Below are 21,755 nucleotides of genomic sequence, written 5' to 3' on the forward strand. Positions count from 1 at the left end.
GCACATGTCCACCCGGACATCCCCACAGACCGCACCGCTTGGGCTCTACACGCCCGAGGAACGCGCACGCCGCGACGCAACGATCTGGACCCCGGTCCAGGGTGTGCTCGCGCCGTTGCAATTCGTGGTGTTCCTCGTGTCCCTCGTTCTGGTCATCCGCTACCTGATGACGGGCGAAGGATACGCCATCGCCACTTGGTCCATCGTGATCAAGACGGGCGTGCTCTACATCATCATGGTCACCGGCGCGATCTGGGAAAAAGTCGTTTTCGGTCAATACCTTCTGGCACCCGCTTTCTTTTGGGAAGATGTGTTTTCCTTCCTCGTGATCGCGCTGCACACCGCCTATCTCTGGGCGCTCTTCACCGCCGCTTTGGATCCCGTCCAACTCATGTGGCTGGCGCTCGCTGCCTACGGCACCTACGTGATCAACGCGGTGCAGTTCGTCCTCAAACTGCGCGCCGCCCGATTGCAGGCCGCCGCCCCGCAGGAGGCCCCCGCATGACCGAGCTTCCCCGCCTTCCTGCCACCGGTGGCTGCCGCAACACCCCGATTCTCAAGCAACGCGGCCAGCGCGAGGTGTTCTGCGGCCTGACAGGAATCATCTGGCTGCACCGCAAGATGCAGGATGCGTTCTTCCTCGTCGTGGGCTCCCGCACCTGCGCCCACCTGCTGCAATCCGCCGCCGGTGTTATGATTTTCGCCGAACCCCGCTTCGGCACCGCGATTCTCGAAGAAACCGACCTCGCCGGTCTGGCCGATGCCCAGGATGAGCTCGACAAAGTCGTGGACGAACTCCTCGCCCGCCGCCCCGACATCAAGCAACTGTTCCTCGTCGGCTCTTGCCCATCCGAGGTGATCAAGCTCGACCTCGCCAAGGCGGCCGAACGCATGACCCAGCGCCACGCGCCGTCGGTCCGCGTCCTGAACTTCTCCGGCTCCGGCATCGAAACGACCTTCACCCAAGGCGAGGACGCCTGCCTCGCCTCCATGGTCCCTGTCCTACCGAAGACAGACGATCGCCAACTCCTGCTGGTCGGCGCGCTCCCCGATGTGGTCGAAGAACAGGCCATCGGCCTTCTGGAAGCCATGGGCATCGGCCCGATCAAGGTGCTGCCCGCCCCCCGCGCAGGCGAAGACCTCGGCATCGGCGAAAACACAGTCTACGCCCTCACCCAACCTTTCCTCGGCGACACGCACGACGCGCTCACCCGTCGCGGCGCACGTCACCTCCCCGCCCCCTTCCCTTTCGGCGAAGAGGGCACAACACAATGGCTCGCCGCCATCGCCACCGAATTCGGCGTCGCCCCCGACCTCTTCGAACAGGTCACCGCCGCCCCCCGCGCCCGCGCCCGCAAGGCCATCGCGCAGGCAGCTGAGGCGCTGAATGGCAAGACCATCTTCTTCTTCCCAGACAGCCAGCTCGAAATCCCGCTGGCCCGCTTCCTGACCCGCGAATGCGGCATGGACGCCATCGAGGTCGGTGCCCCCTTCATCCACAAGGGCCTCGTCGGCCCAGACCTGGACCTCCTCACCGAAGGCCCCACCATCTCCGAAGGGCAAGACGTCGACCTCCAGCTTGACCGCGCCAAGGCCGCCAAACCCGACCTCACGGTCTGCGGCCTCGGTCTCGCCAACCCGCTCGAGGCCGAAGGCCTCGCCACCAAATGGGCCATCGAACTGGTCTTCACCCCCGTCCATTTCTACGAACAGGCAGGCGACCTCGCGGGCCTCTTCTCGCGCCCCATCCGCCGCGCTGATCTTCTCAAACTGAACCCTGTTTCTTCTGACGGAAAATACGACGGGGGTGTGGGGGCTGGCCCCCACGCAGGCCAACAATGAAGCTCACCGTCTGGACATATGAGGGCCCGCCCCATGTCGGCGCTATGCGTGTCGCCACAGGCATGCGCGACCTGCACTACGTGCTGCACGCCCCGCAAGGCGACACCTACGCCGATCTGCTCTTCACCATGATCGAAAGGCGCGACCACCGCCCGCCGGTCACCTACACGACGTTTCAGGCCCGCGACCTCGGCGCCGACACCGCGAACCTGTTCAAGACTGCGGCGCAAGAGGCCTATGACCGGTTCAAGCCGCAAGCCATCATTGTCGGCGCCTCCTGCACCGCCGAACTGATCCAGGACGATCCCGGCGGCATGGCCGAAACCATGGGCCTGCCGGTGCCGACCATCCCGCTCGAACTGCCCAGCTACCAGCGCAAGGAAAACTTCGGCGCGGACGAGACGTTCTTCCAGATCGTCAAAACGCTCGCCAAGCCGATGGAGCGCACGAAACAGATCAGCGCCAACCTGATCGGTCCTACCGCCCTGGGTTTCCGTCATCGCGACGACATCCAGGAGGTGACAACGCTGCTGTCTGATATGGGCATCAGCGTCAATGTGGTGGCCCCCATGACATCGTCTCCCCAAGACATTGCCCAAATGGGGGCCGCCCATTTCAACGTACTCATGTATCCCGAAACCGCCGAAAGCGCCGCGCGCTGGATGGAACGGGAACTCGACCAACCCTACACGAAGACGGTGCCCATCGGCGTCGGCGCCACCCGCGATTTCATCGCTGAAGTCGCCGCGATCAGCGGCAATGAGGCGTATCTCGACACCTCCCGCCTCCGCCTGCCCTGGTACTCCAAATCCGTGGACAGCACGTACCTCACAGGCAAGCGCGTCTTCCTCTTCGGCGACGGCACCCACGTCCTCGCCGCCGCGCGCATCGCGCAGGACGAGATGGGGTTCGAAGTGGTGGGCCTCGGCTGCTACAATCGCGAAATGGCCCGCCCCGTCCGGGCCAAGGCCAAAGAGATGGGCCTGACCGCTACGATCACTGACGACTACCTCGAAGTCGAACGGGTCATCGAACAGCTCCAGCCGGAGATGATCCTCGGCACCCAGATGGAACGCCATATCGGCAAACGCCTCGGCATCCCCTGCGCCGTCATTTCCGCCCCCGTCCACGTGCAGGACTTCCCCGCCCGCTACTCCCCGCAAATGGGGATCGAGGGCGCAAACGTCATCTTCGACACCTGGGTTCACCCGCTGGTCATGGGGCTCGAAGAGCACCTCTTGCACATGTTCCGCGAGGATTTCGAATTCCACGATGCGGCTGGCCCGTCGCATCATGGCGGCCATGCGCCCAAGCCCGAGGACACAGGGGGGCCAGCCCCCCAGCCTGCGGCTTCCCCCCGCGGTTTATCTGGCGAAATGAAGGATGGATCGGTGATCTGGCTCGCCGATGCGGAGAATGAGCTGAAAAAAATCCCGTTCTTTGTGCGTGGCAAGGCGCGCCGCAACACCGAAACCTTTGCCGCCGAGCGCGGCGTGGCCGAAATTTCGGTCGACACCCTCTATGAAGCCAAGGCCCACTATGCGCGATGACACGCACATCAATGGGCGTCTGCCCGGCTACCGCGTGGTGATCATCACGCTGGACAGCCATGCCGCGGGCCCGGCCCGGCGGGCCATGGATGCGCTGGCCGTGGACTATCCCGGTCTCGACCTGCAGATCCACGCCGCCGCCGAATGGGGCGAGACCCCCGGCAGCTTCGAGGCGGCAGAAGACGCGGTGATGAACGCTGACATCATCATCGCGAACCTCCTGTTCCTCGAAGAGCACGTTTCGCGCATCCTGCCCGCCTTGCGCGCGCGCCGCGACGAGTGTGACGCCATGATCGGCGTCGTGGCTGATGCCGAGGTCGTCAAGCTGACCCGCATGGGCACCCTTGATATGCAGGCCCCGCCCTCAACCATGGGCAAGCTGATGAAGCGCCTGCGCGGCTCCTCCAAACCCTCGACCGAGGATGGGGCCAAGAAGATGGCGATGTTGCGCCGTCTGCCCAAGATCCTCAAATTCATCCCCGGCAAAGCGCAAGACCTGCGCGCCTGGTTCCTCGTCATGCAATACTGGCTGGGTGGGTCGGACGACAATGTCCGGGCCATGATCCAGTTCCTACTGAACCGCTACGCCACCTCCGCCGACTGGAGCGTGCGGCCCGAAGCGGCCCTGCCCATCGACTACCCTGATGTCGGCCTCTACCACCCGGATCTGCCCCAGCGCATCACCACCGACGCGGCAGACATCCCCGGCCCGAAAGGTGCCGAGATGACCGTCGGCATCGTCATGCTGCGCTCCTACGTGCTGGCCGGTGACACCGCGCACTATGATGGCGTGATCCGCGCGTTCGAGGCGCGCGGCATGCGCGTCCTGCCCGCCTTCTCCGGCGGTCTAGACGCCCGTCCCGCCATCGACACCTATTTCAAGGATCAGGTGGACGCGCTTGTGTCCCTGACGGGCTTCAGCCTCGTCGGCGGTCCCGCATATAATGACAACGAGGCGGCCATTGACGTACTGGCTGACCTCGATGTGCCCTACCTCGCCGCCCACGCGCTCGAATTCCAGACGCTGGGCCAATGGGCAGGCAGCACCGGCGGTCTCGGCCCGATTGAGACGACGATGCTCGTGGCCCTGCCCGAGCTGGACGGCGCCACCTGCCCCACCGTCTTTGGCGGACGGCTGGGGCCTGAAGGCTGCGATGGCTGCGCCCACACCTGTGCCGCGGGTGAGCCCAAGGCCATGGTTCCTTGCCAGGAACGGATCGACAGCCTCGCAGAAAAGGCCCTGCGCCTCGGTCGTCTGCGCCGGAAAGAGAATGCCGAGAAGAAGGTTGCCATTGTTCTCTTCGGCTTTCCACCCAACGCGGGCGCCGTAGGCACCGCCGCCTATCTCTCCGTTTTCGAAAGCCTTTTCAATACGTTGAAGGCGATGCAGGCACGCGGCTACCAGGTCGAACTGCCCGAAAGCGTCGACGCCCTGCGCGCGCAAGTCCTGCAAGGCAACGCCGCCCAATACGGGCAAGAGGCGAACGTGGCTGCCCATGTGGACGCCGACACCATCGTGCGCACCACACCGCCGCTCCACGCCATCGAAGCCGTCTGGGGCCCCGCCCCCGGTCGCATCCAATCCGACGGGCGCGGCGTCTTCGTGCTCGGCAAAGAGATGGGCAATGTGTTCATCGGCGTCCAACCCGCCTTCGGCTACGAAGGCGACCCGATGCGGCTGCTCTTTGAAAAAGGCTTCGCACCGACCCACGCCTTCACCACCTTCTACCTCTGGCTCCGCAACACCTACCAGGCCGACGCGGTGATCCACTTCGGCATGCACGGCGCGCTCGAATTCATGCCGGGCAAGCAGGCGGGCCTTGGCGCGCGCGACTGGCCCGACCGACTGATCGGGGAGATGCCGAACATCTACCTCTACGCCGCCAACAACCCGTCCGAAGCGTCGTTGGCCAAGCGCCGCTCAAACGCCGTGACAGTGACACACCTGACGCCGCCCCTGGCTCAATCCGGTCTCTATAAAGGGCTGGCGGAGCTGAAAGACTCCCTCACCCGCTGGCGCGAGATGGACAGCGATGATGGCGCCCGCACGGACCTCGAAGAGCTGATCGCCGAACAGGCCGACGCGGTGGACATGGGCGGCACGCCGCCTGATGCGCTCTGGCTCAAGCTGCTGGAAACCGAAGACGCGCTGATCCCCGATGGCCTGCATATCGTGGGACAACCGCTCAGCGATGCGGCGCGCGAAGAGTACTTGAACCTGATGCCCCACGCGGACGATGACACGCGGGCTCGCGTGGAAGAGTTGCTGCGTAACGAAACCGAACTTGCCGCCCTGATGACAGCGCTCGACGCGCGCTATATCCGCCCTGTCCCCGGCGGCGACCTCATCCGCTCGGCGGAAATTCTGCCCACAGGCCGCAACATCCACGCTTTTGACCCGTTCCGCATGCCCACGGCCTTTGCCTGCCGCGACGGGATGAAACAGGCGCAACTGCTGCTCGACACACACCCGACCCTGCCGCGTTCGGTGGCACTGGTGCTCTGGGGATCGGACAACATCAAATCCGATGGCGTGCCCATCGCACAGGCCCTCGCGCTCATGGGCTGCACCCCACGCTTCGACAGCTTTGGTCGCCTTGCCGGGGCCGACCTGATCCCGCTCTCCGAATTGGGCCGCCCCCGCATCGACGTGGTGATGACCCTCTCGGGCATCTTCCGCGACCTCCTGCCCTTGCAGACCCGCATGCTGGCCGAGGCGGCGCTGAAATGCGCCGAAGCGGACGAGCCGCTGGATCAAAACTACATCCGCGCCCATGCGCTGGCCTATGCTGAGGCACAAGGCGTCGACCTCGCCACCGCCGCCCTGCGCGTGTTCTCGAACGCCGAAGGCGCCTATGGCTCGAACGTCAACCAGCTGGTCGACAGCTCCGCCTTCGGGGATGAGGACGAGTTGGCCGACGCCTATGAGACGCGCAAGAGCTTTGCCTATGGTGTCGATGGCAAGTCTGCCGCCAACCCCGCGCTCCTGCAAAAGGCGCTGGCGGACGTGGAGGTGGCCTACCAGAACCTCGAATCGGTCGAATTGGGCGTGACAACCGTCGATCACTATTTCGACACGCTGGGCGGCATCGCCCGCGCGGTGAAGCGCGCACGCGGGTCCGAAGCGTCGGTCTATATCGGCGACCAGACGCGCGGCAACGCCAAGGTGCGCACACTCAAGGACCAGGTGGCGCTGGAAACACGCAGCCGCGCACTGAACCCCAAGTTCTTCGAGGGTCTGCTGAAACATGGCGCCGAAGGCGTCCGCCAGATCGAGGCAACCGTGACCAATACCCTCGGTTGGTCGGCCACGACCGGCCAGGTGGACGACTGGGTTTACCAGCGCATCTCGGAAACCTTTGTGCTGGACGAAGAAATGCGCAAGCGCATCGCGGACCTGAACCCGACGGCTTCGAGCCGCATGGCCAACCGCCTGCTGGAAGCCTCGGACCGCGACTACTGGGCGCCCGACGCCGAAACGCTCGCCGCCCTGCAAGACGCGGCCGATGCGCTCGAAGACAAGCTCGAAGGGATCGCAGCCGAATGATCCGTTCCGCAAACACATACGACAGGAGCCTCCGGCGGCGGTTTTCTTTGCGAAATGAAGCAGGGGATCCTTCCCCATTCGAAAGGAGGGGCGCATGAGCCCACTGGACAGAAATCCCCCCGTCCTTCGCGGGCAAGACGGCGAAGGATCGGTTCAAGTGCATCAGGACGCCGACGCCAAGATCGAAGGGGCCAAGGTGTTCTCGGTCTACGGCAAGGGCGGGATCGGCAAGTCGACCACCTCATCGAACCTGTCGGCGGCCTTTTCCAAGCTGGGCAAACGCGTGCTGCAGATCGGGTGCGACCCGAAGCATGACAGCACCTTTACCCTGACCGGCCACCTGCAACCCACGGTCATCGACATTCTGAAGGAGGTGGACTTCCACCCCGAGGAACTGCGGCCCGAAGACTTCGTCACAACCGGCTTCAACGGGGTAATGTGTGTCGAGGCCGGTGGCCCACCCGCGGGCACAGGCTGCGGCGGTTACGTGGTTGGCCAGACCGTGAAGCTGCTCAAGCAGCACCACCTGCTCGAAGAAACCGATGTGGTGATCTTCGACGTGCTGGGCGACGTGGTGTGCGGCGGTTTTGCCGCCCCGCTGCAACATGCCGACCGCGCGCTGATCGTCACCGCCAACGATTTCGACAGCATCTACGCCATGAACCGGATCATCGCAGCGGTGCAGGCCAAGTCGAACAATTACAAGGTGCGGCTTGCGGGCTGCGTCGCCAACCGTTCGCGCGAAACGGACGAGGTCGACCGCTACTGCAAAACCGTCGGCTTCAACCGCATCGCGCACATGCCCGACGTGGACGCCATCCGGCGCAGCCGCCTGAAGAAAAAGACCCTGTTCGAGATGGACGACGAGGAAGACATCGTGCGCTGCCGCGCCGAGTACATCCGCCTTGCCGAAACCCTCTGGAACGGGACCGAGGGGCTGGCCCCCGCCCCCATGGAAGACCGCGATATCTTTGAACTGCTGGGATTCGATTAATGGACTACGGCTCCACCCGCGCCCGCGTCGAAGACTATTTCGACCGCACGGCGACCCAGACATGGGAGCGTCTGACCTCGGACGCGCCGGTGTCGCGCATTCGGGAAACCGTGCGCGCGGGGCGGGACCAGATGCGCGACCTGATGTTGAGCCGCTTGCCCGAGGATCTGCGCGGCGCGCGTATTCTCGATGCGGGCTGCGGCCCCGGCATGGCAACAATTGAATTGGCCAAACGCGGCGCAACGGTTGTGGCGGCCGACATCTCCCCGCAACTCATCGACATCGCCCAACTGCGCCTGCCGCATGACCTGCAAAAGCAGGTGACCTTCCACGCGGGCGACATGCTGGACCCGAAACTGGGCAATTTCGACGCCGTCATCGCGATGGATAGCCTGATCTACTACACGGCCCCCGATATCGGGGAGGCGCTGGCCAAACTCGAACCCCGTGTTGGTGGCCCCATCGTGTTCACCGTGGCCCCCCGCACCCCAGCCCTCATGGCCATGTGGTACGCGGGCAAGGCGTTCCCCCGCTCCGACCGCTCCCCGGTCATGATCCCGCACGCGCATCCGAAGCTGGCCCAAGCAGCCAAGGCCGCAGGCACGCGCCGTCTCTTGCGCCCCGTCGACCGGATCACATCGGGCTTCTACATCTCCGAAGCATTGGAGCTGCGCCCATGAGCGCGCTCAAGCATCTCTCGCTGAAGGCGCTGCCCTTCGCCGATGCAGCGTCGCCAGACCTGCCCATGGGCCAGCTTCTGCGCCTGTCGCTGTTCCAGGTCTCCGTCGGCATGGCCACGGTCATGCTCTTGGGCACACTGAACCGAGTCATGATCGTGGAACTCTCGGTGCCCGCGATGATCGTCGCGGTCATGATCGCGCTGCCGGTCCTCTCGGCCCCCTTCCGCGCGCTTCTGGGCTTCCGCTCCGACACCTACCGCTCCGCCATCGGGTGGAAGCGCATCCCCTACATCTGGTTCGGCGCGCTCTGGCAGTTTGGCGGGCTCGCCATCATGCCCTTCGCCCTGCTGGTCCTGTCGGGCGACACAGTCCACGACATCCCCTTCGCAGGCGAAGTCCTCGCCGGGCTCGCCTTCCTGATGACCGGCCTCGGCATCCACATGACGCAGACGGCTGGCCTTGCGCTGGCCAGCGACCGGGCGACCGACGAAACCCGCCCCCGCGTGGTGGCGATGCTCTATGTCATGTTCCTTGTGGGCATGGGCATCTCGGCCCTCGTCATCGGCGGATTGCTCAGCAATTACAGCAGCTTGACACTGATCCGCGTGGTGCAAGGCTCCGCCGTCGTCGGCGCCATCCTCACCTTCATCGCGCTCTGGAAACAGGAAAGCGTGACGCCCATGAGCCGCGAAGAGCGCGAGGCGCCCCGCCCGCTCTTCCGCGACGCCTGGAACGACTACGCCCGCGGGGGCAAGGCCGGGCGGCTCCTCGCCTGCGTTTTTGTCGGCACCATGGCATTCAACATGCAGGACGTGCTGCTGGAACCCTATGGCGGCGAAATCCTCGGCCTCTCGGTCTCGGCCACCACGATCCTGACCGCGCTCTGGGCTGCGGGGGCGCTTGCCGGGTTCCTCTGGGCCGGGCGGCGGCTCGCCAAAGGGTCCAACTCCTACCGCCTCGCGGGTGGCGGCATCCTTGCCGGCATCTGGGCCTTCTCCCTGGTGATCTTTGCCGCCCCCATGCAAGCCAACATCCTGTTCTACGCAGGCGCCACCCTGATCGGCTTCGGCGGCGGGCTCTTCGCTGTCTCGACCCTCACCGCCGCCATGGCAATGCCCGCCAAAGGGGTCGCCGGACGCGGCCTCGCCCTCGGCGCGTGGGGTGCGGCCCAAGCCACAGCCGCAGGCCTCGCCATCGCCCTCGGCGGCACGCTGCGCGATTGGGTCGGCGCCATCGCCATGTCCGGGGCCTGGGGCGAGGGTCTCGCCACACCCGCCACCGGATACTCCTTCGTCTACCATCTCGAGATTGGCCTCCTCTTCGTCACTCTCGCCATCCTGGGACCGCTCGTGCGCACTTCGGGTCCCCTCACCGAACGGAAGGACGCACGGCCACTGGGCCTCGCGGATTTCCCCACATGACCTTCTCCAGGAAAGGACATCTGTCATGACCTCAACCTTCTTTGGCGAATTCGACCTCGCGTCCCTGTCGCTATGGTTGTTCTATTTCTTCTTCTTCGGCCTGGTGGTCTGGATCCAGCGTGAGAACATGCGCGAGGGCTACCCGCTCGAGGACGACGACGGGAACAAATCCTCGAACCCGTCCATGTGGCCCCTGCCCGAGGACAAGACGTTTGAACTGCCCCACGGGCGCGGCTCTGTGACCGTGCCGTCGGGCCAGGTGCCCGAACGCGCGGACATCCCGATGAAACGCTCCGGCCCCGGCAACGGTTACCCGCTGGAACCGACGGGCGATCCGATGCTCGACGGTGTCGGCCCGGCCTCCTGGGCTCCGCGCCGCGACGTGCCGGAGCTTGACGGCCACGGCCATCCGAAAATCATCCCGATGTCGGCCAATGAAAGCTTCCGCTTCGCGACGGGCCGTGACCCGCGCGGGCTGCCGCTCATGTCCGGTGACGGGGAAGTCGTGGGCAAGGTCGTGGATATGTGGATCGACGAGCCGGAGCAGCTGGTCCGCTACCTCGAATACACGCTCGATGCCAAGTGGGGCACGGGCAACCGCCTTGTGCCGCTGACGCTGGCACGGATCAAATCCGACCGCGTCGTGGTCCGCACGCTCTACGGCAAACACTTCGCCACCGTGCCGCAGCACGCCAGCAGCACGCAGGTGACCATGCTCGAAGAGGAAAAGATCAGCGGCTACTACGGCGGCGGTGTCCTCTACGCCGACAGCAAACGGCAAGAGCCGAAACTTTGACGAACCGCGGGGTGCCCCACGCGGGGCGCCCCACCATCCGCAACCGAAAGAAAGGGAACGTGCGCCATGTCCCATGATGATTTCGCAGTCGAGCCGATCAAAGGGCTCCCCGAAGCCCCGCCGGAGGGCGAACAGATCCTGTGGCAAGGCAGGCCGGACACGCGCGCGCTCGCCCGCGATGCGCTCAACATCAACTGGGTGATGGGTTACTTCGCGGTCCTCGCCGCGTGGCGGTTCATTTCGGTGATTGACCTGATGCCGATCGGGCAAGCGGTCGGCGCCACGCTCCCCATCATCCTGCTGGGCGCGGTGGCCTGGCTGCTGCTCTACGGCATCGCGCTGATCCAGGCGCGGGCCACGGTCTACACGATCACAACCTCCCGCATCGCCATGCGGATCGGCGCAGCGCTGACCATGACCATCAACCTGCCCTACCGCGAACTGGGCAACGCAGCACTTGATCTGCGCAAGAACGGCACGGGCACAATCGCACTCGACACCACCGGAGAGACCAAGATCAGCTACCTCGTGCTCTGGCCCCACGCCCGGCCCTGGACCTTTGGCAAGACACAGCCCGCCCTGCGCTGCATCCCCGACGCCGAAAACGTCGCACGCATCCTGGCCGACGCGGCAGAGGCGCGGATCAGCACACCACAGATCACACGGGTCGCCCCAGGCGACGCCGTCGCGGCGGAGTAGGCCCATGTCCGACGCACACAGCCCCCGCATTCACGCCAAGGAGGACGAACTTGTCCCCCGCGTCCTGATCCGCGCGGTCCTGGCCCTCCTGCTCATCGTATTGTCGCTGGTGACCATCGCCACACTCACGGACCGGCCGCTGGAAAGCACACCGGCCCAAACGCCAGTGATCGCCGAACGGGCCATATACCTCTCTGGCAACCCCTCGGGTGCAGCGCGGGTGATGGGCCTGAACGGCACCATCCTGGCCGACTTCCCGGCAGACAAGGGCGGCTTTGTCGCGGGCATCGAACGCGTGATCGCCCGCGAACGGGGCAAATCGGGGGCAGACGCCTCTGCCCCCGTGATCTTGCGCCTGCGCGAGGGCAACCGCCTGTCAATCTACGACCCCGAAACCAACTGGTCAGCCGAGCTCATGGGCTTCGGCGCCGATAACCTCAGAACCTTCGCCAGGTTGCTGAACCAACCCTGACCCAGAAAGGAAGCCACCTCATGGGACTACTGACAAAGGACGTTGAACGTGCCCCGTGCACGGTTGAAATCAGCCACAAGTTCGAAAGCCTGCACGCGCATGTGCGGTTCAACAACGGCGCCGTCGTCTATCCGGGCGACGAAGTGCAGGTGCAAGGGCCCGAAATCATGGCCCCCTTCGGTGAAATCGTGACCGAAGACCGCGAGGCCGTGATCGTCCGCGCCTCGAAACTCGAACGGCTCTGGACCCGCCTCACAGGCGATTTCGAAGTCATGGAACTCTGCGAATTCTCCTTCTCCGAAGAGGTGACGCTATGAATATCCAGAACACAGACAAACACACCGCCGACGCCACCTCCGTTGAGGAAGGCCTCGCCATCGCCCAGGCCCAGGACGAAAAGTTCACGTCCGAGTTTGCCACCGAAACGGCGATGCAGAACACCCTGCTGACCCCACGCTTCTACACCACCGACTTTGATGAGCTTGACGCTATCGACGTCTCCTCGGTCCGCGAAGATTGGGACAAGCTCATCGACCAGATGGAAAGCGACCCGAACAAAGGCCATTTCAAGAAAAACGAAGACTGGGATCACGTCGATTGGGACGGGATGGAGCCGGAACTGAAAAAGGAATTCATCGACTTCCTGATCTCCTCCTGCACCGCCGAGTTCTCGGGCTGCGTCCTCTACAAGGAAATGAAACGCCGCGGCGCGAACAAGGACATCACGCAACTCTTCCAGCTCATGGCACGGGACGAAGCACGCCACGCGGGCTTCATCAACGACGCCCTGCGCGAGGCCGGGCTGCGCGTAAACCTCGGCTTCCTGACGCAGAAAAAGAAATACACCTACTTCCGACCCAAGTTCATCTACTACGCCACCTACCTGTCGGAAAAGATCGGCTATGCCCGCTACATCACCATCTTCCGGCATCTCGAAGCGAACCCCGAACACCGCTTCCACCCGATCTTCAAGTGGTTCGAAGAGTGGTGCAATGACGAGTTTTCGCACGGCGAAGCCTTCGCCCTGCTGATGAAGACGGACCCGAAACTGACCTCTGGTCTCAACGTCTACTGGATCAAGTTCTTCCTCACAGCCGTCTACGCCACGATGTATGTCCGCGACCACCAGCGCCCGGCATTCCACAAGGCGCTCGGCGTTGATCCCGACTGGTACGCGCACGAGGTCTTCACCAAGACCTCCAAACTGTCGGAACAGATCTTCCCGATCACACTCGACATCGACCACCCCCGCTGGCAGCGCGGGCTGGAACGGCTGCAAAAGGCCAATGTCGACATGGCAGAGGCGAAGGGCCTGAAGAAACTCGGCGCACAGATCCGGGCCGCGGCAGCCTTCGTGTCGCTCTACACGATCCCGGCGAAAAAGCATGTGGTGCCTGCCTCCACCCGCCTGGAGCCTGCGTACTGATGCCGTTTTCTGACGCAGAAAACGTCTGGACCGCGACGCGCGGTCCAGGGGCACCGTCCTCAGGACAGTGCCCATTTTCCGCGTCGGAAAATGAACGGAAACTGCGTCAGTTTCCAGTCACCGGGGGGACCAAATGACCCCCTGGATCGCCGCCCTCATCGCCCTTTTCATCTGGTGGTTCTCCACCGGCACCATCCTGATGGCGGTCAAATACGCCGACCGCGCGGGCGACCGCGCGCGTCGCACCACCACATGGGTAGGCCTTCCGCTCATAATCCTCGGCGCCTACGGCACATACTGGTCCATGACCCAGACCGACATCCTGGGCACCTACGTGGCGTTCCTGTCATCCCTCGCGCTCTGGGGCTGGATCGAACTGGCCTTCCTCACCGGCGTCATCACCGGCCCCAACCGTCGCGCCCTGCCGCCCCACCGCCCCGAATGGGAACGGTTCATCCGCGCCTGGGGCACCATCGCCTATCACGAGATGCTGCTGACCGGCACGCTCATTGCCCTTGGCCTCGCGCTCTGGAATGCGAACAACCCCTTCGCCTTCTACACCTTCGCGGTCCTCTTCTTTGCCCGCATCTCGGCCAAGCTGAACCTGTTCTTCGGCGTCGCGCGCATCAATGTCGAATTCCTGCCCGAAGCACTCGCGCACCTGCCCAGCCACTTCCGCGTGGCGGCAATGAACTGGCTCTTCCCCATTTCGGTGACCGCGCTCACCTTCGCCGCCGCCTGCTGGCTCGAACGGCTCTACGCCGCCGACACCGCAGGCGCAGTGACAGGCTTTGCGCTCCTCACCGCCCTGACGGCCCTCGCGGCCCTCGAACACTGGGTGATGGTCCTTCCCATCCCCGACGAACGGCTCTGGCGCTGGATGCTGCCAGAGGCGAAACCAACCAAGAACACGACACCTACAGGGGGACATCATGGACTTTGATGCTTTGTTCCAAACCCAACTCGATGCACTGAAAGAGGAAGGGAACTACCGCATATTCGCCGAACTGGAGCGCCAATCCGGCGCCTTCCCGCGCGCCAAATGCCATGACGACGACGCCCCGGACCAGGTGACCGTCTGGTGCTCCAACGACTACCTCGGCATGGGACAGCACCCGTCGGTGACCAAGGCGATGAAAGACACCATCGACGAATGCGGCGCAGGCGCGGGCGGCACGCGCAACATCTCGGGCACCAACCACGCCCACAAGCTGCTGGAAGAAGAACTCGCCGACCTCCACGGCAAGGAAAGCGCCCTCCTTTTCACCTCCGGCTACGTGTCCAACTGGGCCGCCCTATCGACCCTCGGCTCCCGCCTGCCAGACGCGGTGATCCTCTCGGATGAACTCAACCACGCCTCCATGATCGAAGGAATCCGCCACTCCCGCGCCTCCAAGGTCATCTGGAAACACAACGACCCCGAAGACCTCGACCGCAAACTCGCGGCCCTTCCCGCCAACGCCCCCAAGATCGTGGCGTTCGAAAGCGTCTACTCCATGGACGGCGACATCGCCCCCATCGCCGAAATCCTCGACGTCTGCGAAAAACACGGCGCGATGAGCTATATCGACGAAGTGCACGCGGTCGGCATGTACGGCCCCCGCGGTGGCGGCGTCGCGGAAGAGTTGGGGCTGATGGATCGCATCACCCTGATCGAAGGGACGCTCGGCAAAGCCTATGGCGTGGTCGGCGGCTACGTCACCGGGTCCGCAGCGCTCTGCGACTTCATCCGCTCCTTTGCGTCCGGTTTCATCTTCACCACCGCCCTGCCCCCGGCGGTGGCGGCGGCGGCCCGCACCTCCATCCGGCACCTCAAACAGTCGGACCAGGAACGGATCCAGCAGCGCGAGCGCGTCGCCTACCTGCGCAAACGTCTGGATCAGGAGGGGATCCCCCATATGGACAACCCCAGCCACATCATCCCCGTGATGATCAAGGATCCGGTCAAGTGCCGCATGCTGTCCGACTACCTCATGCAGCAATACGGAATCTACGTCCAACCGATCAACTATCCCACCGTGCCCAAAGGCACCGAACGGCTGCGGTTCACCCCCTCGCCTCTGCACTCGACAGAGGACATCGAACACCTCGTCTCCGCCCTGAAAGACCTATGGAAACAGTGCGCTATCGCCCACGCGGTCGCGTAACGGGGGAAAACACACACGCAATTCCCGCCGACATGCTGGTCAAGTCAAAGTTACTGTTGACTTGACCGCCAACCCGCTACGTTCTGTTGCAAGAACTCAGGAAGGAGACCCACATGTTCCGCACACTCGCCATTGCAGCCACAACTGCCACGCTGGCCGTGCCCGCATTCGCCCAGGACAGCGTCGATCTGACCGCCACAGGCGACGTCGCCGCAGGCGAAGCCGCGTTCCGCCAATGCATCTCGTGCCACGTCGTCGTCGATGACGCAGGCGAAACACTGGCAGGCCGCAACGCCCGTACCGGCCCGAACCTCTACGGTATCATCGGCGGCAAGTTCGGCATGGTCGAAGACTTCCGCTATTCCGACATCAACCAGGCAGCTTCCGAAATGGACGTGGTCATCAACGAAGAGGTCTTCGTGACCTACGTTCAGGATCCCACGGGCTATCTGCGTGAGATCACCGGCGACAACGGTCGCTCGAAAATGACCTACAAGGTCCGCAAGGAAGAGGACGCCGTGAACCTCTACGCCTACCTCGCCTCCATTGCGACCAACCCCGAGGCGGCGGCTGGCGAAGGCAGCTAAGCCCCCTTCACATTCAGTCACACGGAGAAAGGCCGCCGGGCATCCTGGCGGCCTTTTTCGTTCCCGCACGCCGCTTATGTGACACAAGACCAGCGCAAACGTGAAAACATCACACTGGACGCAGGCGCACGGAACCCGCATCTCTGAGCGGCAACAGCCCCCAAGGACGCCCATGCCCCTGACCGCCCCCATGACACGCCGCAGCGTCCTTGCCACGCTCCTTGCCAGCGCCGCCCTGCCCCGAACGGCCCTTGCCCGCGACCTCGGTCAGCCGTTCTCGTTCGCGGCACTCAAGGCAAAGATGGAAGCCCGGTCCAAGGAACCGGACAGGCCACCCGCACCACTGGACAGCTTCCTGCAGAACCTGACCTACGACGACTACCGCAACATCTACTTCCGGCCCGCGGCCGCCCACTGGTCGGGCACCCCCCTGCCCTTCCACGCCTCGCCCTTCCATCCGGGCTGGCTGTTCAAGGATCCGGTGCAGATTCACGAGGTCCAGAACGGCAAATCCTACCCCATCACCTTCACCACGGACGATTTCGAATACCGCAACGATGTCGGCGACCGGGTGCCCAACAATGCGGAATTGCCCGGCATTGCGGGACTGAAACTCACGCACCCCTTGAACCGCCCCGACAAGTTTGACGAAGTCGTCACCTTCCTCGGCGCCAGCTACTTCCGCGCGCTTGGGCGCGGCAACAGCTACGGCCTGTCGGCGCGCGGCCTCGCCATCAACACGTGGCTGCAGGGGCCCGAAGAATTCCCCCGCTTCTCCGCATTCTGGGTCGAACGGCCACAGGCGCTGGACACGTCCCTCACCCTCTACGCCGCCCTCGACAGCGCGTCTGTCACAGGCGCCTACAAGATCACGATCACCCCCGGCGACGACACGACAATGGATGTCGAGGCGACACTCTTTTTCCGCGACAGCGTCCCGCAACTGGGCCTCGGCCCGCTCACCTCGATGTTCTATTTCGCCGAACACACCGAACGCGATTTCGACGACTTCCGCCCCCAGGTCCACGACAGCGAAGGGCTGCAAATCATCCGCAAAGACGGCAACACGCTCTTCCGCCCACTCAACAACCCGCACCGGGTCTCAAGCTCCTATTTCAACGAACCCAACATGGCCCAATTCGGCCTGATCCAGCGCGACCGCCGGTACGAGGATTACCTCGACGCAGGCGCCCGCTACCACGACCGCCCCTCGGTGATGGTCGAGCCGCTGAACGACTGGGGCCCCGGCACCGTCCGCCTGGTCGAAATCCCGGCAGAGCTAGAGATCGACGACAACATCGTCGCCTTCTGGGTGCCCAAAGACGCGCCACAGGCGGGTGAAAGCCGCACCTACGCCTGGCGCATGCACTGGGGCGCCCTGCCCCCCTCCGGCGATCTGGCGTGGGTCCAGGGCACGCTCGCAGGCGTCGGCGGCCCCTCGGGCGTCCCGCTCGAAAACCCCAACCTGCGCAAATTCGTCATCGATTTCGAAGGCGGCGCTTTGGGCGACATGGACCCAGACACCGACCTCACCCCCGTCATCACCCACTCCGCAGGCGAGATCGCAGGCCACGTCCTCCACAAGGTCGAGGGCGCGGCAAAACCCACCTGGCGGCTCTTCATCGACATCGACGGCGGCGACACCGACCTGATCGAGCTGACAGCCCACATCACCAACGGCACCGAGCGGCTCAGCGAAACCTGGCTCTATCAATGGCTGCGCGACGTCGCGCCAACCTGATGCCACCCCCTCTTTCTTCTGGCTGAAAATACTTCCGGGGAGGCCCCAGGCCGGGGGCAGCGCCCCCACTGACAAGGCCCAATCAAAGCGCGAGCCGATGCATCTCGGCAAAGCCCGTAGGGTGCGCATTCACTGCGCACCCTTCCCGCGCGGCACTCTGGGTATCAGCTAAACCGTTCCCACGCCGACTGCCGCGACACACCCAGCGGTTCCGCTATCTTCGCCCAGCTTACATCCCGCGCCCGCAACGCATCCACTGCGCGGGCCAGATGCTCCTTGTACGCCTCCGCCGTCGTATCCAGCGCCGCCAAGGCCCCCAACAAACGGTCCGTCGGCCATGTCATGGGGTCAAAAGTCTCCGGCGGAACAGCCGCACCATCCATCACCAGGCGGCACGCCTCGACACACTCGTTGCAAATGTACAAACCACCTGGCCCCGCAGCGAGCTTCTCCACCACATCCGACGACTTGCCACAGAAAGAACAATTCAGCATTTTCATTGAATCTCATTCCGTCAGGTTAACCCTGACAGTCAATTAAGTCCTGACGCACCACCTTTCAACCCACCGTAGGGTGCGCATTCACTGCGCACCATTCCCGCGCGAAAACCAAACCGCTCCCAAGTCGATCAACTCAATCCGGCACCACCACTTCATTTCGCCAAATAAACCGCCCCCGGAGGGCCGGTGGGCCAACCGCACCAAGACATCGCACAAAATCTGTGATGTCCTCAGCCCATGCGATTTGTGAACCCCCTCCCCTTCGTGGCCGACATCAACCGGTCCAAGGCGTTCTACACCACCATCCTCGGCCTCAAGATCGTCGAAGACCACGGCAATTTCGTCACCTTCACCGGCGGCTTCGCGCTCCATGACGGCGCATCGCTCTTTCGAACGACCTTTGGCACCGACGATACCAGCGCACCGCCCTACGGACGCGAAAACCTCGTGCTCTATTTCGAAGAGGTGGACCTCTACACCGCCTTCACCCGGATCGCACCCCAGGTCGATCTGATCCACCCCATCCGACGCGAACCATGGGGCCAGCGCGTCTTTCGCCTCTTCGATCCCGACAGGCACATCCTTGAAATCGGAGAGCCACAATGACCGAAACACGCAGCGCGGCCCTAACGCTCTGGCAATTCCACTGCGTCTACGATGACCTCAGCCCCTCCGACGCCATCGTCGGCCTCGGCTCCTACGACCTGCGCGTGGCCAGCCACTGCGCCGATCTCTACCACCGGGGCCTCGCCCCCCGCATCATCTTCACCGGCGCGTCAGGCAATTGGACGCGCGACATGTTTCAGACCACCGAAGCCGAAGCGTTCAGGGAGCACGCCATCCAAAACGGCGTCCCCTCACATGCCATCACGATTGAACCGCACGCGACCAATATCGGCGAAAACATGCGCCTCTCCGCCACGCTCCTGCCGGACGCCAAGCACATCATCCTGGTCACAAAACCCCAGACCCAACGCCGCTGCCAGGCCACGGCCCTCCGTCAATGGCCGGGCATCAAACCACTGGTCACCGCCCCTGCTACCTCTTTCGATGACCAACCTCTTGCGCACCACGACGCACGCGCGCTCATCTGCGAAATGGTCGGCGACATCGCACGCATGCCCGCCTACGCCGCCCGCGGTTTCCAGATCGACGTGCCGCTGCCCCGCGCCGTCCAGGACGCCTTTGACCAGCTGGTCCAGGCCGGTTTCACCGACCACCTGCCCACCGACCCGTAGAGTGCGCATTCACTGCGCCCCAGCGCTCACACAACGATCCGCACCTCGGTCACATCCCCATCGACCTCACGACACGCCGCCAGCACCCGCCGCTCCAGATGCGTCTGCACATAAGCCCCGTGAAACCGCGACGGGGCCTTCAGCGTCAACCGCCCCCCTGCCCGCTCGACCCGCTCCAACCCGGCCAACCACGACGCATAGATCCCCGCATCCTCAGCATGCAAAATCGCCTGCGCAAGCGCCCACTCCGTACCCCCCGACACATCCGGCGCGACAACAGACCCCTTTACAGGCAACGGCACGACCTTCGGCGCCTCCCCCTCGCTGGCCCCCATGCGCAACTCGAAATCCGGCCCCACAGCCGTCCAATACGCCTCCGTATCGAGCAGCACCCGTTCCAGATCCAACCCATGCTCGGACACACGCCCCCGCGCACCCTGCCGCTTCACGACCAGCCAGCCCCGCGCCCGCAACAGCGCCATCTCCCGCTTCACCGTCCGTTCATCCACCGACCACAGCCGCGCAATCTCGCGCTGCCCCACGGCCAGCTCATCGCGCGCCCAGTTGTAGCGCGCTGTGATCAGCGTCATCAGCCGCAGCACCCGCCGCTGCTCATGCTTGCCCTGCGCGAGCGCGAACGCACCCAAGGCTGTCAGAATATCATATTTGCGCGCAGACGCGCCCCGGCCCACTGGCCTCAGCGTTTGCATCCCTGCCCTCATTTTCTCGAAACTGTCCGGTAGACCGAACATCACCTGCCGACGGTTGTTTTGTGCGGTTCTGGCCGCTTTTCCGTCTCTGCCCCTGATTTGCGTCCCAAGCCGCGATTCTGTCAAGGGCAGATGTGGATAACCTGCCAGACCCAAACCCAAATCAAAAGAAAAGCAGGTAGATATGGTATTGGGGGACAGCCAATGTGTCCCCTATTATGGCAGTTCTGTCACCCAATAGGTGGGGGCACCCAAAAAACTGTCCCCCTAAATCTGGGCCTATGCTCCAGCGCACGCGGCGTTCACAGAATCACAACCATTCGCGTCTGATCGCGCACGCTGACCTCGATCTGTCCCCGCGGGGACAACATTAATCCGCTTTTGCTTTTTCCGCAAAATCAGCGTAAATCTGGAAATGAGTAGAATTAACGTCCCCACGGGGACAAAAACACAACCTGTCCCCGCGGGGACAAACCACAGGCAGCGCATGTTCACGCATACAGACCTCGCCCAGCTTCAGGCGCAATCCCTCAAGATGCAGGGCTTTATCCGCCAGCAAACCTACTCCCCGGAAAGCGAAAAAACGCTCCGCCGGTTCTCAAGCTGGGAGGTGGCGGAGCTCATCTTCAAAGCCAACCAAAGCACCCTCCGCGGCCGCCTCGCAGCCGACCCCTCCCTGCCTCAGGGCACGGTCGAGGAAGACGGCCGCCAACGCTGGTACTCTCTCGAAGAAATCAACGAACTCCGCCGCCGCATCAAGGTGAACCGCAAATCCCTGATGCCCTACCGCCCCGCGAACAAGCGCGCGATCCGCGCCGCCATCGCCAACTTCAAGGGCGGCGCCGGCAAATCCACGACCGCCCTCCATTTCGCCCACGCTGCCGCCCTCGACGGCTACCGCGTCCTCTGCGTCGACTTCGACCCCCAAGCCACGCTCAGCCACTCCATGGGCCTTTCGGACGTGGCCGAGGAATACACCGTCTGGGGTATCATGGCCCGCGACCTCGGCCATGAAACCGACCGCATGAACTCCGCCCTGCGGGGCGCCGAATCCGGCACCGCCCTGCCCCAACGCAAACTGCCTGCCGCGATCACCGACATGGGGCTCAATGACCTGCGCGCCAGCGATTTCATCAAGCCCACGAACTGGCCCACCATCGACATCGTGCCCAGCTGCGCCAACGCCGCCTTTGTCGAATTCGCCTCCGCCCAATACCGGCACATCAACCCAGAATGGTCCTTCTTCGCCGCCGTCTCGCGCTTCCTGGACCAGATCGCGCCCGACACCTACGACCTGATCCTCTTCGACTGCCCGCCCGCCATCGGCTACCAGTCCATGAACGCCGTCTTTGCCGCCGACGTGCTCTACATCCCCTCCGGCCCCGGTTATTGGGAATACGACTCG

General features: G+C 63.9%; 20 protein-coding genes and 1 pseudogene. 19 read left to right on the forward strand and 2 right to left on the reverse strand.

Annotation, left to right across the window (positions count from 1 at the left end; all coding sequences use genetic code 11):
- The first annotated feature begins 4 nt into the window (after positions 1 to 4).
- The 16 genes from bchF to FD715_RS18625 all read left to right on the forward strand — a co-directional run bounded on the left by bchF (position 5) and on the right by FD715_RS18625 (position 17,902).
- A complete protein-coding gene (bchF, locus tag FD715_RS18550; protein ID WP_147113464.1) occupies positions 5 to 505 on the forward strand; it encodes a 2-vinyl bacteriochlorophyllide hydratase in 501 nt (166 codons plus the stop codon).
- Complete coding sequence (locus tag FD715_RS18555; RefSeq protein ID WP_147113466.1) at positions 502 to 1,842, forward strand: ferredoxin:protochlorophyllide reductase (ATP-dependent) subunit N; 1,341 nt, start codon at positions 502 to 504, stop codon at positions 1,840 to 1,842. Before bchF ends, FD715_RS18555 begins: the two co-directional genes overlap by 4 nt.
- The gene (bchB, locus tag FD715_RS18560; protein ID WP_147113468.1) at positions 1,839 to 3,392 is read left to right on the forward strand and encodes a ferredoxin:protochlorophyllide reductase (ATP-dependent) subunit B; all 1,554 of its coding nucleotides are present in this window, start codon (positions 1,839 to 1,841) and stop codon (positions 3,390 to 3,392) included. Before FD715_RS18555 ends, bchB begins: the two co-directional genes overlap by 4 nt.
- On the forward strand, positions 3,382 to 6,939 hold the full coding sequence (locus FD715_RS18565; RefSeq protein WP_147113471.1) for a magnesium chelatase subunit H: 3,558 nt from the start codon (positions 3,382 to 3,384) through the stop codon (positions 6,937 to 6,939). Before bchB ends, FD715_RS18565 begins: the two co-directional genes overlap by 11 nt.
- A gap of 94 nt (positions 6,940 to 7,033) precedes the next feature.
- Complete coding sequence (gene bchL, locus FD715_RS18570; protein ID WP_147113474.1) at positions 7,034 to 7,933, forward strand: ferredoxin:protochlorophyllide reductase (ATP-dependent) iron-sulfur ATP-binding protein; 900 nt, start codon at positions 7,034 to 7,036, stop codon at positions 7,931 to 7,933.
- A complete protein-coding gene (gene bchM / locus FD715_RS18575) occupies positions 7,933 to 8,613 on the forward strand; it encodes a magnesium protoporphyrin IX methyltransferase (protein ID WP_147113476.1) in 681 nt (226 codons plus the stop codon). Before bchL ends, bchM begins: the two co-directional genes overlap by 1 nt.
- Positions 8,610 to 10,034, forward strand: a complete 1,425-nt coding sequence (locus FD715_RS18580; RefSeq protein WP_147113479.1) for a PucC family protein — start codon at positions 8,610 to 8,612, stop codon at positions 10,032 to 10,034. The genes bchM and FD715_RS18580 overlap by 4 nt, the downstream gene beginning before the upstream one ends.
- A gap of 25 nt (positions 10,035 to 10,059) precedes the next feature.
- Positions 10,060 to 10,830 carry a photosynthetic reaction center subunit H gene (puhA, locus tag FD715_RS18585; protein WP_147113482.1) on the forward strand — a complete coding sequence of 257 codons (771 nt, stop codon included), beginning with the start codon at positions 10,060 to 10,062 and terminating at the stop codon, positions 10,828 to 10,830.
- 66 nt (positions 10,831 to 10,896) lie between these two features.
- Positions 10,897 to 11,529, forward strand: a complete 633-nt coding sequence (gene puhB / locus FD715_RS18590) for a photosynthetic complex putative assembly protein PuhB (protein WP_147113485.1) — start codon at positions 10,897 to 10,899, stop codon at positions 11,527 to 11,529.
- A gap of 4 nt (positions 11,530 to 11,533) precedes the next feature.
- A complete protein-coding gene (gene puhC / locus FD715_RS18595) occupies positions 11,534 to 12,001 on the forward strand; it encodes a photosynthetic complex assembly protein PuhC (protein WP_147113488.1) in 468 nt (155 codons plus the stop codon).
- A 20-nt stretch (positions 12,002 to 12,021) separates the two neighbouring features.
- Positions 12,022 to 12,318 (forward strand): hypothetical protein, encoded by a 297-nt coding sequence (locus tag FD715_RS18600; protein ID WP_039688750.1) that lies wholly within the window; start codon positions 12,022 to 12,024, stop codon positions 12,316 to 12,318.
- Entirely contained in the window at positions 12,315 to 13,427 is a 1,113-nt protein-coding gene (gene acsF, locus FD715_RS18605; protein WP_039688748.1) for a magnesium-protoporphyrin IX monomethyl ester (oxidative) cyclase, read from the forward strand. Before FD715_RS18600 ends, acsF begins: the two co-directional genes overlap by 4 nt.
- A gap of 133 nt (positions 13,428 to 13,560) precedes the next feature.
- Entirely contained in the window at positions 13,561 to 14,370 is an 810-nt protein-coding gene (gene puhE / locus FD715_RS18610; protein WP_147113491.1) for a putative photosynthetic complex assembly protein PuhE, read from the forward strand.
- Positions 14,360 to 15,574 (forward strand): 5-aminolevulinate synthase, encoded by a 1,215-nt coding sequence (gene hemA, locus FD715_RS18615; RefSeq protein WP_147113495.1) that lies wholly within the window; start codon positions 14,360 to 14,362, stop codon positions 15,572 to 15,574. The genes puhE and hemA overlap by 11 nt, the downstream gene beginning before the upstream one ends.
- A 113-nt stretch (positions 15,575 to 15,687) precedes the next feature.
- On the forward strand, positions 15,688 to 16,161 hold the full coding sequence (locus tag FD715_RS18620) for a cytochrome c family protein (RefSeq protein ID WP_147113499.1): 474 nt from the start codon (positions 15,688 to 15,690) through the stop codon (positions 16,159 to 16,161).
- Between the two features lie 190 nt (positions 16,162 to 16,351).
- Positions 16,352 to 17,902 carry a glucan biosynthesis protein gene (locus tag FD715_RS18625; protein ID WP_223274974.1) on the forward strand — a complete coding sequence of 517 codons (1,551 nt, stop codon included), beginning with the start codon at positions 16,352 to 16,354 and terminating at the stop codon, positions 17,900 to 17,902.
- A gap of 397 nt (positions 17,903 to 18,299) precedes the next feature.
- Here FD715_RS18625 and FD715_RS22840 read toward each other — a convergent pair.
- Positions 18,300 to 18,402, reverse strand: a pseudogene (locus FD715_RS22840) (ClpX C4-type zinc finger protein); the annotation flags it as partial.
- A gap of 237 nt (positions 18,403 to 18,639) precedes the next feature.
- On the opposite strand from FD715_RS22840, the gene FD715_RS18635 reads away from it, so the two are divergent.
- Complete coding sequence (locus tag FD715_RS18635) at positions 18,640 to 19,008, forward strand: VOC family protein (RefSeq protein WP_147113508.1); 369 nt, start codon at positions 18,640 to 18,642, stop codon at positions 19,006 to 19,008.
- Positions 19,005 to 19,640, forward strand: coding sequence for a YdcF family protein (locus FD715_RS18640; protein WP_147113511.1), 636 nt, complete (start codon positions 19,005 to 19,007; stop codon positions 19,638 to 19,640). The genes FD715_RS18635 and FD715_RS18640 overlap by 4 nt, the downstream gene beginning before the upstream one ends.
- A gap of 26 nt (positions 19,641 to 19,666) precedes the next feature.
- Here the strand turns inward: FD715_RS18640 and FD715_RS18645 are convergent, their stop codons facing one another.
- The gene (locus FD715_RS18645; protein WP_147113514.1) at positions 19,667 to 20,350 is read right to left on the reverse strand and encodes a hypothetical protein; all 684 of its coding nucleotides are present in this window, start codon (positions 20,348 to 20,350) and stop codon (positions 19,667 to 19,669) included.
- A gap of 487 nt (positions 20,351 to 20,837) precedes the next feature.
- Here FD715_RS18645 and FD715_RS18650 point away from each other — a divergent pair.
- Positions 20,838 to 21,755 (forward strand): AAA family ATPase (locus tag FD715_RS18650; protein ID WP_147113517.1); only part of this gene is annotated, 918 nt, incomplete at its 3' end.

It is taken from the genome of Tateyamaria sp. syn59 (genome assembly GCF_007995245.1).
Classification (GTDB): domain Bacteria; phylum Pseudomonadota; class Alphaproteobacteria; order Rhodobacterales; family Rhodobacteraceae; genus Tateyamaria.